The organism is Arenicella chitinivorans (assembly GCF_014651515.1).
Taxonomy (GTDB): domain Bacteria; phylum Pseudomonadota; class Gammaproteobacteria; order Arenicellales; family Arenicellaceae; genus Arenicella; species Arenicella chitinivorans.
In genome coordinates, this window is sequence record NZ_BMXA01000008.1 from 138,781 (window position 1) to 153,211 (window position 14,431).

15 protein-coding genes are annotated in these 14,431 nt (G+C 51.0%); 6 read left to right on the top strand and 9 right to left on the bottom strand.

What is annotated here, in order from left to right; all coding sequences use genetic code 11:
- Nucleotides 1-243 precede the first annotated feature (243 nt).
- Genes IE055_RS16500 through IE055_RS16510 form a run of 3 tightly spaced genes read left to right on the top strand, consistent with a single transcriptional unit; the run spans nucleotide 244 to nucleotide 3,382 of the window.
- A complete protein-coding gene (locus IE055_RS16500) occupies nucleotides 244-1,962 on the top strand; it encodes a sensor histidine kinase (RefSeq protein WP_189402789.1) in 1,719 nt (572 codons plus the stop codon).
- Nucleotides 1,963-1,968: 6 nt separating this feature from the next.
- Nucleotides 1,969-2,925, top strand: a complete 957-nt coding sequence (locus IE055_RS16505; RefSeq protein WP_189402790.1) for a response regulator — start codon at nucleotides 1,969-1,971, stop codon at nucleotides 2,923-2,925.
- A 10-nt stretch (nucleotides 2,926-2,935) separates the two neighbouring features.
- Entirely contained in the window at nucleotides 2,936-3,382 is a 447-nt protein-coding gene (locus IE055_RS16510) for a YHS domain-containing (seleno)protein (RefSeq protein ID WP_189402791.1), read from the top strand.
- A 15-nt stretch (nucleotides 3,383-3,397) separates the two neighbouring features.
- Here IE055_RS16510 and IE055_RS16515 read toward each other — a convergent pair whose 3' ends face one another.
- The 9 genes from IE055_RS16515 to IE055_RS16555 all read right to left on the bottom strand — a co-directional run bounded on the left by IE055_RS16515 (nucleotide 3,398) and on the right by IE055_RS16555 (nucleotide 8,185).
- Nucleotides 3,398-4,240 (bottom strand): DMT family transporter, encoded by an 843-nt coding sequence (locus IE055_RS16515; RefSeq protein WP_189402792.1) that lies wholly within the window; start codon nucleotides 4,238-4,240, stop codon nucleotides 3,398-3,400.
- Between the two features lie 76 nt (nucleotides 4,241-4,316).
- Nucleotides 4,317-4,661 carry a hypothetical protein gene (locus tag IE055_RS16520; protein ID WP_229794336.1) on the bottom strand — a complete coding sequence of 115 codons (345 nt, stop codon included), beginning with the start codon at nucleotides 4,659-4,661 and terminating at the stop codon, nucleotides 4,317-4,319.
- An 88-nt stretch (nucleotides 4,662-4,749) separates the two neighbouring features.
- The gene (locus IE055_RS16525) at nucleotides 4,750-5,154 is read right to left on the bottom strand and encodes a GFA family protein (protein ID WP_189402794.1); all 405 of its coding nucleotides are present in this window, start codon (nucleotides 5,152-5,154) and stop codon (nucleotides 4,750-4,752) included.
- A 36-nt stretch (nucleotides 5,155-5,190) separates the two neighbouring features.
- Nucleotides 5,191-5,721 (bottom strand): GNAT family N-acetyltransferase, encoded by a 531-nt coding sequence (locus IE055_RS16530; RefSeq protein WP_189402795.1) that lies wholly within the window; start codon nucleotides 5,719-5,721, stop codon nucleotides 5,191-5,193.
- 3 nt (nucleotides 5,722-5,724) lie between these two features.
- A complete protein-coding gene (locus IE055_RS16535) occupies nucleotides 5,725-5,976 on the bottom strand; it encodes a hypothetical protein (protein ID WP_189402796.1) in 252 nt (83 codons plus the stop codon).
- 26 nt (nucleotides 5,977-6,002) lie between these two features.
- Nucleotides 6,003-6,404, bottom strand: coding sequence for a GFA family protein (locus IE055_RS16540; protein WP_229794337.1), 402 nt, complete (start codon nucleotides 6,402-6,404; stop codon nucleotides 6,003-6,005).
- A gap of 41 nt (nucleotides 6,405-6,445) precedes the next feature.
- Nucleotides 6,446-7,093 carry a YajG family lipoprotein gene (locus IE055_RS16545; RefSeq protein WP_189402797.1) on the bottom strand — a complete coding sequence of 216 codons (648 nt, stop codon included), beginning with the start codon at nucleotides 7,091-7,093 and terminating at the stop codon, nucleotides 6,446-6,448.
- Between the two features lie 106 nt (nucleotides 7,094-7,199).
- Nucleotides 7,200-7,526: a hypothetical protein gene (locus IE055_RS16550; RefSeq protein ID WP_189402798.1), complete on the bottom strand. Its 327-nt coding sequence runs from the start codon at nucleotides 7,524-7,526 to the stop codon at nucleotides 7,200-7,202.
- A 32-nt stretch (nucleotides 7,527-7,558) separates the two neighbouring features.
- Entirely contained in the window at nucleotides 7,559-8,185 is a 627-nt protein-coding gene (locus IE055_RS16555) for a TetR/AcrR family transcriptional regulator (RefSeq protein WP_189402799.1), read from the bottom strand.
- Between the two features lie 294 nt (nucleotides 8,186-8,479).
- On the opposite strand from IE055_RS16555, the gene IE055_RS16560 reads away from it, so the two are divergent.
- The 3 genes from IE055_RS16560 (at nucleotide 8,480) to IE055_RS16570 (ending at nucleotide 14,393) form a co-directional block, all read left to right on the top strand.
- Nucleotides 8,480-9,640, top strand: coding sequence for an efflux RND transporter periplasmic adaptor subunit (locus tag IE055_RS16560; protein WP_229794338.1), 1,161 nt, complete (start codon nucleotides 8,480-8,482; stop codon nucleotides 9,638-9,640).
- Nucleotides 9,641-9,732: 92 nt separating this feature from the next.
- Nucleotides 9,733-12,942 carry an efflux RND transporter permease subunit gene (locus IE055_RS16565; RefSeq protein ID WP_189402800.1) on the top strand — a complete coding sequence of 1,070 codons (3,210 nt, stop codon included), beginning with the start codon at nucleotides 9,733-9,735 and terminating at the stop codon, nucleotides 12,940-12,942.
- Nucleotides 12,942-14,393 (top strand): efflux transporter outer membrane subunit, encoded by a 1,452-nt coding sequence (locus tag IE055_RS16570; RefSeq protein WP_189402801.1) that lies wholly within the window; start codon nucleotides 12,942-12,944, stop codon nucleotides 14,391-14,393. Before IE055_RS16565 ends, IE055_RS16570 begins: the two co-directional genes overlap by 1 nt.
- Nucleotides 14,394-14,431: the final 38 nt, after the last annotated feature.

Sequence of the window (14,431 nt, forward strand, 5' to 3'; positions counted from 1 at the left end):
CAACCTAGCAACGCTAAACATAACCATATTCTTTTCGCTCTAACCGCTCCTCGAATTTATCAACACAATGACTCTTAGACCGGTCAGCAAGCTCATCACTTACGCCCCACGTCAATTTACCACGCAAAACCGAGTCGCTCCGGAAATTAGCAATGAATTGGCACGTACTCGGGTCTTCTCAAACTAACATGTGCAATGCAGGGCTCAGCACCATATCAATTTGTCATCACACGAGAATATTCTGTGAAGTTATACGCCTCAATTTTACTACTCATGGCTCTGATCGGCATTGGCCTGACAGCATACTTGATCAATACTGAAAGCCGACTTGATCAAACCGTGTTTCAACAAACCACCAAGTCGATCCGCAATCTACAAGCCCTCGATAAGACCCTGCAACAATTGCTAACCAAGTCACAGTTTGTCGGCATCGCCGATCATCAGCAATTGGATGAACTGAACTATCAATTGTCCGAAGAATTCGACAATCTGCGCTACGATGCTTTGTTCGAAGAAATTGAGAGAAGTCCGATTCTGAGTATCGCCGTACAGGAAGCAGACCAACTGTTTAAGCGCCGAGATCAGTCTTTGAAAATCTACCTAGGTCTGAATCTAAACTTCGCGGACGCGCTCAAACAACTCCGCGACGACAACCTGCGGTTACTTCAACCAGGCGATCCAACGGCGCTGGTGGCGGACGCGCAAACACTCTATTGGATTAATTTATTATTAATGGATCTGGCCACAGGCATGCCTAATAATCTGGAATCCGTTTACCCTCAGCCTCCGACAAGCACCTTGGTTCAACATGCTCAACAGATCGCGATACTCTACCCGAAAACACAGAAGGCATTAAACGACGTGAGTCAGGTCCCAATAGCCGAACAATTAGACCGTATCGAAGAAGCATATACGGACTTTCATAACCTCGCTATCGCTAAAGCCAACCGCTTTCGAAATGCCTTGATGGTGTACGGCTTAGCCTTACTGATTGCACTGTTATTCTTTGCCGTGCAAATACGACGCAATTATTTGTACCTCGAACAACAAGTGGCGATACGCACACGAGAAATCGAACAGGCGTTTGAACAGCTCAGAGAGTCCCAAGAACAGCTGATTCAGTCTGAAAAAATGGCGTCCTTAGGCCAGATGGTGGCTGGTGTAGCACACGAAATCAACACGCCACTTGGCTATGTTAGCAGCAACTTAGACGCGCTAAAGCTGAACTTTTCTGACCTTGACTTGGTGGTCCAGCAACTTGGTTCGGTACTGACGGAAGCGCGGCGCAAGCCACAGAGCCGCCCACAGCTGACGACCGAACTCGTTAAAACCTTAAAGGCCTACGAACAAGCCGATACCGCCGCCCTGATGCAGGAAAGCACGCAACTCATGAATGATGGCGAGTATGGCCTGTCAGAGATTTCCAAACTGGTTCACAGCTTAAAAGACTTTGCGCGACTCGACCGCCAAAGCCTAGATCAGGTCTGTGTGCAAAACTGCATTGAAAGTTCGCTCACCATCGCCAGCAACCATCTGCGCGAGAATCAGGTAAAGGTCATTAAACAGTTCAGTCCAACGCCAAAAATCTCCTGCTACCCATCTAAGCTTAATCAGGTTTTTCTTAACATTATCACTAACGCTTGCCAGTCCATGGCTGAACGTGGCGGCGCGCTTACGATCACCTTAGACCAACACGACCACGGCGTGGTGGTTCGGTTTCAGGATCAGGGCACTGGCATGGATGAGCAAACCAAGCAAAAAATGTTCGACCCATTTTTTACTTCCAAACCGATTGGACAAGGCACTGGTCTGGGAATGTCCATCGCCTATAAAATTATCGCCGCTCACCAGGGTCAAATAGACGTTGGTTCTACGCTCGGTGAAGGCACTGTGATTACCATCTCACTGCCGACCCAACAAGCGACGAGCATCTCCGACACCATCATCACTGACGCCGCCTAACACCTTATGCAAGACCAAAATAGACAATATCGAGTTTTATTCGTAGACGATGAGCCGCGCGTTACCAATGCGCTCAAGGCCATGTTTCGCCGCGATTATGAGGTGTACACGGCGAATAGCGGGGATGCCGCATTGGCATTACTGGCAGATACGCGCATTGATGTACTGGTGAGCGATCAACGTATGCCTGGCATGCTCGGGAGTGAACTGCTGGCCAGCGTTAGTCAGCGCTATCCTCGCACAATGCGAATACTGCTGACCGGTTTTATGGACAAAAAGGCCATCGTTGACTCCATCAATCATGGCGAAGTGTACCGTTTCATCAACAAGCCATGGCGCAAGGAAGCCATGCAGCACGTTTTGTCCGAAGCCGCACAGGCCTCAGACCTTCCGGTTGACCTTTACGCGTCCAAAAAAGCCGCTGACGATACTCGTGGCGACGCAAGTACCCGCGCAAACACAACGGAGTCCAGACTAGGTCGCGCCTTGCTCATGATTGAACAAGATCAAACTGTAAGGCACCAGATCCGTCGGTTCTGTGCGCAACACCAGATTCAAATCTATGGCACACAAAACCCCCAACAAGCATTGGCAGCAGCGACTTCTCGCCAAAACATAGGCGTCGCTCTCATAGAACTCAGCAGTGACACAACCGCCGCCATACAAACCATTAATTTGCTGCGGCAAGCACGACCTGAACTAATCGCCATCGTTCTGACCGAGGAATACGACGCCAACACCGCAGTTGACTTAATCAATCAAGGTCAGGTTTTTAGATATCTGGCGAAACCGATTGAAGCCACCGGCTTACACTCTGCGCTGAAGAATGCCTTCCGGCGACACGCTTTTCTGCGAGAAAACACATCGTCAACAAACCGCTATCGCGTCGAAAAACCGGTCGGACTCTCAGCCAGTTTGCAGGCCTGGATCAACCGAATTGTCCAACCTAAACTTCAAAAGTAGACACACTCTCATGCGACGATATTTTTTGGTTTCACTGTTACTGGCGATCTTGCTGAGCAACCAAGTACTGGCCATAGAACCAGTCTACTCAGGCGGCCGAGAACGCGCTGCAATCCGCGGTTTCGATGCGGTCGCTTATTTCACTGAGCACAAAGCGATCAAAGGCAACAAGGCGTACGCGTTTGACTATCTTGGGGCCACTTGGTTGTTCTCCAGTCAAGAGAATCGAGATCGCTTTGCCGCCAACCCTGCGTCCTACGCGCCGCAATATGGCGGCTACTGTGCGTACGCGGTTTCACGTAACACCACGGCATCAATTAAACCAGAATACTTCACAATCTATGACGGCAAATTGTACTTGAACTACAGTCGATCGGTGATGAAAAAGTGGACCAAACACAAACAACGCTATATTGAAGAAGCGAATTTGAACTGGCCAAACTTGGCTGAAAAATAACGGGTTTACTGCACATCAAACTGTCTTTTTCTTCGCTAAGAGCACCATGCAAACGCCCCCCAGAACCAATGAAGAAGCGACGACAAGTGGCCAGGCAATGGCTTCTCCAACAAACACAACGCCACCAAAAGCAGCGATCACTGGCACCAAAAGTTGGACCACACCGGCTTGAATTGCCGTTAATGACCTAAGCGCTTGATACCAGAGCGTATACCCGAGCGCCGATGCCACTCCACCCGAGGCGACAGCAAGCAATACGCCATTGGTCGACAGCTCCGCAGAAGTGATCGTCAACACAAGAATTAGGACCGCAAAGGGAGTCGTACGGAAAAAATTAAAGCTCGTAGCACGCAGCGGATTAGATGACCCGGCGCCGACTAATGTATAAATCGCCCAGGCGATACCGGAAACCACCATCAGCACGAAACCCATTAAGGACGGCGTACTCAGCTCAGGTGAAACAAGGTAGATTAGTCCCGAAAACGCGAGCCCGAGGCCGAACCATTCGAGAACTATCGGACGATGTCCGCGTAAAAACCCCGCCAAAATCATGGTCAATTGTACTGAACCAAAGAGAACTAACGCGCCGACCCCGGTGTCCAGGGTGATGTAAGCGTATGAAAACGTAAGCGCGTAAACAAATAAGGCGGCGGCACCACACCAACTCCCACCATCCGATGAGGTAGTCTGTGATCGTGTGCCTATGAGTATAAAAGCCAATACAATAATGCCCGAGAGCAAACGAATCCAGGTAAAGCTAGCCGCATCGATTTGCCCGGCACCCAGAGCCAGCCTGCAAAGCACTGAATTACCGGCAAAAGCGATTAATGCCAATCCGGTATACACAAATGGTTTCATATCCGTCAGCGCTCCTAAAACGCAGAAAGGTCGACACTGTTCTTCAGACCGACGGCACAGTGAAAAACGCACATCATTAACTCGCAGTCATACTTGATCCGATCAACAACACCAATACAATTAACGCGATGACCAGCGCAACGCCAAACCCTATCGCCTTATTCAAGGCGCCAAAAGTGGCGCGCTGTAATCGCCGGTTTAACTGTTCAAACTCATTTTGATTGAGACCAGAAGTAACCGAATGTCGATGATTCTCCAAATAAGCCGCCGCGTCATGGACCTGCGATGCCAAAGGCGTATACAGATGCACTGTCGTATCACCCAAGCCTATGAATAATGGTTGCCCATTGCGACGCACAAACGACACAATTCGCACTGCGCTTAACGCACGTTGTGCTTGCTCGGCTTGATTTAAATCCACAAAACTCTTTATTAGATACACGGAGACCTCGACGTTTTCGATAGCCCGAATTGCTGCGTGGTGCTCACGTCAAAACAGCCAAGCAAAACTAACGATCAGCCGGGTGATTAACCCCGTCGTAAGTGGGAATCCCAACTATTTTGAGCGGGTTGATGCCATCAAGACACGCCACATTGAATCCATACTGGTTTGGATTAGATCGACGCTGATGGTGTGTGTAAATGCCGCATTTGGAACAAAAGTAATGTTTTGCTGTTCGCGTGTTAAATTGATATTCGGTTAACGATTCAGCTCCGCAAACCAGCTCAATCCCGTCTAGTGGCACTGAGGCAACAATGGCACCTCGGCGGCGACACATCGAACAATCACATCGACGCACATCGACCAACCCGTCCGGTAAACTTAAGCGCATCGCCACTGTGCCACAATGACAACGCGCCGTGTGAGACGCTTGAATTGCGACACCATCAACGTGCTTCAGGTTGATTGTCATTTGCTTGGCACCATTGATTTATTCGCACCGTCCAACTCAAACAGTGCGCTGCATAATTAAGTCGGTCTGAGGGTCGCTCCCCACCACAAAGGTGTGTGCGCCAACCTCGGCGAATCCGAATTTGGAATAAAATGCGATCGCTTTGGGGTTATTCTCCCAGACTCCGAGCCAAACGGTTTTCGTGCCTTGCGCCTGGGCCGTATCAAGGCACGCCTGCATTAACCTTGGTGCAATGCCTTTACCATGCCAAATTGCGTCTACGTAAAAGCGCTGAATTTCTATCGGAAAGTCGCGGCTGACACACACTGGGGCAGCACCGGTCCGCAACTGCGCGTACGCAATCAAGCGCCCCTGATTTTCCATCACAAAAGTGCGATAGTCATCCCGGGCAATCTCCGCACCTTGCAGCGCTTCACTGTAGTTGGCAGCGCAATGTGATGCCATGTCTTCTTCGGTGTTCTGTGCCGCAAACGCGGCGCGAAAAGTCGCTTCCGCCAACTCAGCAAGCGCATACGCGTCGTTTGGAACGGCCTCGCGCAAGAATACGCTATCTTGATCAACCGCCACTTATCAAGCACCAAAGATAATCATCCCAAGCGCCACAAGACCTATAGGAATGAGTGCCAAAAGGATAAGTTTCGCCGTACGCTGAATTGCTGCCGCTCGGTCCTGAATTTGTTCAGCTCGGTCATTAATCCGCTCCGCACGTAGAAACTGCTTTTCGCTCATGGCGAACAAGGCCTTCTGCAGCTCAAGCGCTTCCTGCTGAATCGCAAGTTGTTTACGCTGATTTTCCAGCACATCTTTGAGTTCGGTTTCCATAATCAAATCAATCCTATTAAATTGACCTACTCCCGACCTTCCGGGAATGCGGGGACACGATCGATTAACTCACACCAGTTGGCTTTGTGACGCGTGTAAATTTGCGCATCAATGACCACCGGCAGCGCGTCGTCGAATGCGGCGATAGCCAACTCTATCTGGTCCAAATCAGCCCCCTTGGATCGAAAGCCCAAACTCGAACCACAACGCACACAAAATGAGCGTACCGTACCATTGGCGGCTTCGAAATCTTGCAGTGATTCACGGCCTGTCAACCAGCTCAAGCCTTGCACCGCCACCAGTGTACCAAACGCAGCCCCATGGAATTTTCGGCACATTGAGCAATGACAATTCGCCACACGGTCACTAAACCCAGTGACCGTGAAGGTGATGGCGTTACACAAACAGGAACCTGAATACTCAGTCACGGTGCGCTCCGAATCAACAATTTTGCTCGATTGGACTCAACCTACAAACCACTTTCATCCAACAACGTATCCAAATTCTCGAGAAAGTTCTGAAATCCGCGCTTGAACGCCAGTTCCCAGTTTGCATCACTGGCAACCTGTCCCTTGTTGAGGCCGTACCCAGATACCGAGATGGCTTTCTTGCCATTCGCACTTTCAACGCTGAGGTCCGATTGCAGTTTGGATTCAAAACTCACAGACACGAAACCGGGTGAAAACCAAGCCCAGAACTCATTGATATCCACCGCCACACGAGTCTCAGCGTTGGCATCGTCAACCACCGTGTAACCTCGACTCTCCAAACCAGTTTTTAACAACGCATGCATTTTATCCTGCACCGTCACGCCAACGGGTAATGCCACATCGCCCATCGCTTTACCATAGCCATTACGCTGTCGACCAATCAAGGTGGCGCGTGTTTCAGCACTGACGCTGCTCAAATCACCCTTGACCGAGGGCGTAGATGGATCTTTTGGCTTTTGCTCGAAACCACGCTTGTCGACAATTGGGCCAATAAACACCAAGCCAGCACCACTTTTGTCACTGGTGTATTCGGGAATTTCAAGGTTCTGAAGATTGCGCGTACCGGTGACACAGGCTGTGGAAGACAACAGCGCCAAGAGCACGATGGTGAGTTTGAATGCGTTCATGAATTTTCCTATTCAATGGTGGTGGTGTCCGAAAGTGCCTTATGGCACCTCCCTGATGATACAAGATTCACTACCAGGTGACGAATCGCACGCCGTTGGCAACTCGCTATTTAAATGACAGTGCAAATCGGAGGAAGCCGATACCACCAACACATTGCAACAAAGCACTTACGAACGGCAGATACCACAACAACACGGTTTTTGCATCCGATGCGGGTTCTGCTACGAAAGCCGGAAGGTAATTCAATCCGATACCGATCAAGCCAACAAACATGAGTCCACGACCCGGGCGATTGCTGGCGGTGAGTAACACCATTACACCAACCACGATTAACAAGCTGGTCAGTCCATGTAGCAGTCCAGCACTAAAATCCAGATAGGCTGGAATATTAAACCAGGATTCAATTTCGTTGTTGACTACCTGCTCATCCATCCTTTCACCTCATGAGGTGGTTGTACTCCGATTTAGGAGGCTGCTTTTTGCCGAGAGTACCAATACTCTTTTTTGAGACCAAGCAAACGATAAAACGCTTCAGGAATGTCCTCTTGTACCTGTTTTGGACACCGATGAACCTTGGCAAAAATCAATGCGCCCTGCACCAGTTGATGCAAACTTCGAGCCGCTTTTTCAACGTCGACATCATCCTCCAGATACCCGCCATCGGCGAGCGATCGCGCTAATGCCGTGTTGTAGCAAATTCCAGTGTGTGCCATCGACTGTAAGGCATCATTAATCTGATCCATACTTTTTTCGCATTGGGTACCTGCACTCAGAAACGCACAACCCGGTATGTCATCAAGGTCTTTACCGAACTTGTTCTCCATTATAAACGCAATGGTCTGCTCCAACTGTTCCAACGGGGGATTTGTCGGTGACATGATCGCGTCCATTTGCGGCTTCATCGATGTTATGTAGTAGCTAGTTGCTTCAGCGAATAGCTCGCCCTTGGATTCGAAATGATGATAAAAGCTGCCTTTCGTTACACCGGCACGCTTACAAATCTCGTTCACCCCAACGCTGTTGTAATTGCTTTGCCAAATTAAATTCAGCGCAACGTCCAGCAAGCGCTCCCTCGTGTCTAGCACAGTCATTTATATCAATCTCCAGTCTGCTATTATTTAGATTTATACAAACCAGTCGGTATGTTCATGTTGTTTCAAAGTCAGAATAGCTTATTTCGTGTCAAAGTTAAAGCAAGCCCATTCTATAAGCCATTGATCAAGCAAAATAGGTAGCATTCAGTAGAAAAATACCGATTTGGTGGAATGCGTATCCACCAATCTCAAAATAATACCCTTGACATACATACCGACCGGTATGTATGCTCCAGCCAAGATTAACATTCGTTTACAAATTCGTACTGCTTGACCTAGGGAGCCTTAACCATGCAAGCCTTTTCAACTCGCAACGCACGCCATATTTCATTGGTCACTCTCATTGCCGCATTCATTGGTGGTGCGCTCGTGATGACCAGCAATGCTAGCGCCGACAAAACCAGCGACGCCCAGCTGCCACCACCACCTCTGGTGACGGTATCCGTTCTCCAGTCACAGGATATCCGCACCTGGGAGAGTTTTTCCGGACGTCTCGCTCCGGTCGCTAGTGTCGAACTAAGACCGCTGGTTGGCGGTACTGTACAACAAGTATTGTTTAACGACGGCGAATACGTAACCGCCAAACAACCACTGTTCGTGATTGACCCGCGGCCCCATCAAGCTGCCCAAAACCGAGCTAACGCGCAACTACAAGCCGCTCGCGCACAGGCCAAACTTCTGGAAGACGAATTCAAACGGGCGGTCCAACTTAAATCCGAAAACCTCATCTCTCAGAGCCAATTCGAAACAACCGCATCACAAAGACAAAGCGCTATCGCCTCGGTGGCCGAAGCTGACGCGTTGCTGGAACAAGCCAAACTCAATCTTGAGTACGCCAATATCACGGCACCGGTCAGCGGCCGAATCAGCCGCGCTGAAGTAACGCAAGGTAACGTTGTCGAGGCAGGCCCAAGTGCACCTGTGCTGGCCAGAATCGTGGCCAACGACAAATTCTATGTCGAGTTCAACGTAGACGAACAAACCTACATCAAGCTCTCGCGTTCGCTCAGTGATGCCGACAGCATGCCAATTGAACTAACACTAGACGGCGACGATGTCGTTTACCATGGCCTCTTCCATGCATTCGATAATCAACTGGACCCTGCAAGCGGCACGATACGTGCACGCGCTGTGGTTGAAAACACGGATCGACTCCTTACGGCAGGAATGTACACGCAAGTCCGCCTCGGGTCGCCGCAAAAAGCGTCGGTTCTGCTGGTGCCGGAAAGTGCGATCGGCACAAACCAGAGCAAGAAGTTTGTGCTGGTAGTCGATGAACAGCAAACCGCGCGCTACCGAGAAGTCACACTCGGCGCACAATGGCAGGGGCAACGCGTTATCAGTAGCGGATTAAACGAGGGCGATCGCGTCATTGTGAACGGTTTGTCTCACGTGCAACCAGATACACCGGTTGCAATCTCGGACACCGCAGCCTTGGCACTCGCGAACTAATTTATTCCCACCCCTATTGTCGGGGGCACGCCATCTGGCAATTGACGATGTCTGTTCGTCGTCAAGCCCCCCTTTTTTTTCAAAATCAGACTATGAATATATCCAAATTTTTTGTGGATCGGCCGATCTTCGCCGGCGTGATCTCACTGTTGATATTTATTGCTGGCTTATTGGCCATGTTTGAGTTGCCGGTATCCGAATATCCAGAAGTCGCGCCACCGTCAGTGGTGGTCAATGCGTCGTATCCCGGCGCCAATCCGCGAGTCATTGCTGAAACAGTCGCGACACCGTTAGAAGAGCAGTTAAGCGGCGTGGAGAACATGCTGTACATGCACTCCCAAGCGACCGCAGACGGCCGCCTCACGTTGACCGTCACGTTCGCCATTGGCACCGATGCGGATCTGGCTCAACAACAAGTACAGAACCGCATTTCGCAAGCCATGCCACGCCTGCCAGATGTCACTCGACAACTTGGTGTGACCGTCGTGAAAAGCTCACCGGACCTGACCATGGTGGTGCACTTGCAATCGCCCGACAACAGCTATGACGAGCTGTATCTGCGTAATTTCAGCCTGATGAACGTGAAGGACGAACTTGCCAAAATCACCGGCGTCGGTCAGGTACAGATTTTTGGTTCTGGTGACTACGCCATGCGGCTGTGGCTGAACCCAGAAAAAATCGCTGAACGCGGCCTTTCGGCCAGTGACGTCATCAATACCGTACGCGAACAAAACGTCCAAGTCGCGGCGGGCATTATCGGCGGCGCACCGATTAGTACCGCCGTCGAGGTACAGCTGCCAATCAACGCCAAAGGGCGATTGGAAACGCCGGAAGAATTCGGCAACATCATCATTCGTGCGGGCCAGGACGGACAAGTAACGCGCCTTAAAGACGTCGCCCGCGTTGAGCTCTCGGCGGCAGAATACAGCCTAAACTCCATGCTGGACAACAAACCTGCGGTGGCGATGGCGTTGTTCCAGGCCCCTGGTGCGAATGCGATCGACATTTCCAACAATGTTCGCAACAAGATGGCCGAGCTGTCGAAAAACTTTCCCGACGGTGTGGCATTCCAGATTGTGTACGACCCCACTATTTTCGTAAAAGGGTCGATCAAAGCCGTGATCAAGACCTTGCTCGAAGCCTTAGCCTTGGTCGTCATTGTCGTGGTTTTGTTTCTGCAAACCTGGCGTGCCTCGATCATCCCACTTCTGGCGGTGCCGGTGTCGATCATTGGCACGTTTGCGCTGATGTATGCCTTTGGCTTTTCGATCAACACCTTGTCTCTATTTGGGCTGGTGCTGTCAATCGGAATTGTGGTGGATGATGCCATCGTGGTGGTTGAGAATGTCGAGCGCAACATTCAAGACGGACTCAAGCCATTGCAGGCCACCTATGTGGCCATGCAAGAAGTGAGCGGCCCCATTATTGCGATTTCACTGACCTTGGTCGCGGTGTTTGTTCCCATTGCGTTTGTTAGCGGCCTCACCGGGCAGTTCTACAAACAGTTCGCGCTCACCATTGCGATCTCCACGGTCATCTCCGCGGTTAACTCGCTGACCCTAAGCCCAGCATTGTCAGCCTTGTTATTGAAAGATCATGCGGCGCCCAAAGATCGACTCACGCGCCTTATGGACACCTTGTTTGGACGCTTTTTTAACGGCTTTAATCGTGTGTTCCAACGTGGATCAGAACAGTATTCAGGCAGCGTCAGTCGATTGCTGGGGCGCAAAACAATCATGGTTGGCCTGTATGCCGTATTAATCGGTCTAACCGGAACAGGCCTGTTTAATTTGCCAAGTGGATTTGTTCCAGCACAGGACAAGCAGTATCTAGTTGGCTTTGCCCAGCTACCGGACGGCGCTACTTTGCAACGCACCGAATCCGTGATTAAAGAAATGGGGGCTATTGCCTTGGAGGAACCGGGTGTTGCGCACGTGGTGCAATTCCCCGGATTGTCAGTGAATGGCTTCACACGCAGCGCCAGCGCTGGGATTGTATTTGTGACGCTCGACGACTTCGATCAACGTGGCGACGATGCCTTGTCCGCACAGGCCATTGCGGAAAAACTGCAAATGAAATTTGCTGGTGTGGAAGAGGCGTTTATTGCTATTTTTCCACCACCGCCGGTGCAAGGACTTGGAACGACAGGCGGTTTCAAATTGCAAATCGAGGACCGCGCCAATCTTGGGTATGAAACCATGGCCAATGTGACTGCACAGGTCCAGCAAGCCGCATGGCAACGTCCTGAACTGGCCAATGTGTACTCCAACTACAAGATCAACGTGCCGCAACTGTACGCCGACCTCGATCGTACTAAAGCCAAGCAACTCGGCCTCAATATTCGTGATGTGTTCGACACTATGCAGATTTATCTTGGGTCTTTGTACATCAACGACTTCAACCAGTTTGGTCGCACCTATCAGGTGATCGCGCAAGCGGATGGCAAGTTTCGAGCATCGACACAAGATGCCTTAAACTTGAAGATTCGCAACAACCAGAACGAGATGGTGCCTCTGGGGTCAGTCGTACACATTTCGGAGAGTTACGGACCCGAGAGCGCCTCGCATTACAACGGCTACTTGGCAGCAGATATCAACGGCAATGCTGCGCCTGGTTATTCAAGCGGCCAAGCACAGGACGCAATCAGCGAGGTGCTCAGCGAGACGCTGCCACAAGGCATCGATTACGAATGGACTGAACTGACATATCAGCAAGTCCTTGCTGGCAATACGGCTATCTACATCTTCCCGTTGTGCCTATTACTGGTATTTCTAGTGCTTGCCGCACAGTACGAAAGTTTAGCGTTACCGCTTGCGGTCATTGCAATCGTACCGTTGTCGGTTCTGGCTGCGGTCACCGGCATCTGGTTAACCGGTGGTGACAACAATATTTTTACGCAAGTCAGTCTGTTTGTGCTCGCCGGTCTAGCCAGTAAAAACGCCATTTTAATCGTCGAGTTCGCGCGCGATTTGGAAGCGCAAGGGATGGCGACACTCAAGGCCGCCATCACCGCGTCACGCTTACGTTTGCGGCCCATTCTTATGACCTCCTTCGCGTTCATCATGGGCGTCGTGCCTTTGGTGCTGTCCAGTGGCGCGGGCGCTGAAATGCGATCCGTCATGGGTATTGCCGTGTTCTCCGGCATGCTTGGCGTCACCATTTTTGGGTTGTTTTTTACCCCCATTTTCTACGTCTTGGTGCGCAAGCTCGAGGCGCAAGACAAATACGTTAAACGTGCTTCCAACCAGAGCGAATCAACCACTCACAACTCGTTACCACCAGTGCCATTGGAGGTGAACTAATGATGAAATCTCAAATCAACCGATCCCGTGTGCTGCTCGCCGCCAGCTTGATACTGCTGCTAACAGGGTGCGCGAATTTAAAATCGACACACGACACAGAGAACGTGCTTAATTCGATTGCTGTTCCAACGTCTTACTCGACACCAGGCTTAAGCACGCTGTCGACGTTAGACGACGATCAAAACCAAGCGTTCACGCAATGGTGGACCAAGCTGAATGATCCGCAGTTGACGCAGCTCATTGAGCAAGCCCTGGCGTTGAACTACTCTCTAGCTGCGGCGCGCGCGTCACTGGAAGAAGCGTATGCCTTACTGGGTTTTGAGCGGCTCGGCCACTATCCACAAGTCCAAAGTAACGCGAGTGCAACACGCGAGAAATCCAGTCAGGATGTACGCTTAGCCGGTGCGCCAGCGATCAGCGAAACCTACAGCGCTGGCTTTGACGCGTCTTGGGAACTGGACGTGTTTGGCAGTGTACGTAACCGAGTAAAAGCCGCTAAGGCCAGCCTGGCAGAGCGTGAAGCGAATCTTCGTGCTTTACAAATCAGTATCGCGGCCGAAACCGCCAAAGCGTATATAGACTTGCGTGGCGCACAGCACCAACTCGCAGTGGGGCAGGCGAATGCCGCTAACCTGCGCGAAACGCTTGCGCTCACAAACCGCTTAATGGAAATCGGTCGCGGCGACCAGCTTGACGTAAGCCGCGCGCAGGCACAGTTGTCCTTGGTCGAGGCTAGCTTGCCTGGGCAGACAGCCAACATCACCTTGGCACTTAATCGACTCAGCGTATTAACTGGCGAGCATAACGGGGACCTACGCACGCTCTTAGCAGAACCAAAACCATTGCCGACCGTACAACCCATTCATGAGGTCGTCGCGCCAGAAACACTGATTCGTCATCGACCGGATATTCAACAAGCCGAGCAAGCCTTAGCCGCTGCGATCGCGCGTTACAATGTCCGCGTGGCCGATTTGTATCCACGCATCACGTTTAACGGGGGACTCGGCTATCTGTCTACCGAACTGGATCGCTTGGGCGAGGTGGAAACCGAAACGTATCGCTTTGGGCCATCAATCCATTGGGCTGCCCTGGATCTAGGTCGAGTACAAGCACAGATTCGCGCCGCCGATGCCAGAACGCAAGCTGAGCTAGCGAATTTCAAACGTCAGGTACTACGTGCACTGGAAGACACCGACAATGCGTTGCAACTTTTCACACAAGAAGAAATTCGTCGCACAAAACTGATTGATGCGCTCAACGCCAGTCAGCGGTCGGCAGACATCGCGCGCAAAAAGTACCAACTTGGCGCGGAAAACTTTTTAAGTGTGCTAGTGGCTGAACGCGAACGACTCAACGTGTCCGCCCAGCTCGCCGCCAGCGATACTAAAGTTTTACAAGACCTAATCGTGGTGTATAAAAACTTGAGCGGCGGTTGGATTGCTATGAATTAGCCTTTTAATTTCAGCGGGCAATCATTTTCACTTGGACG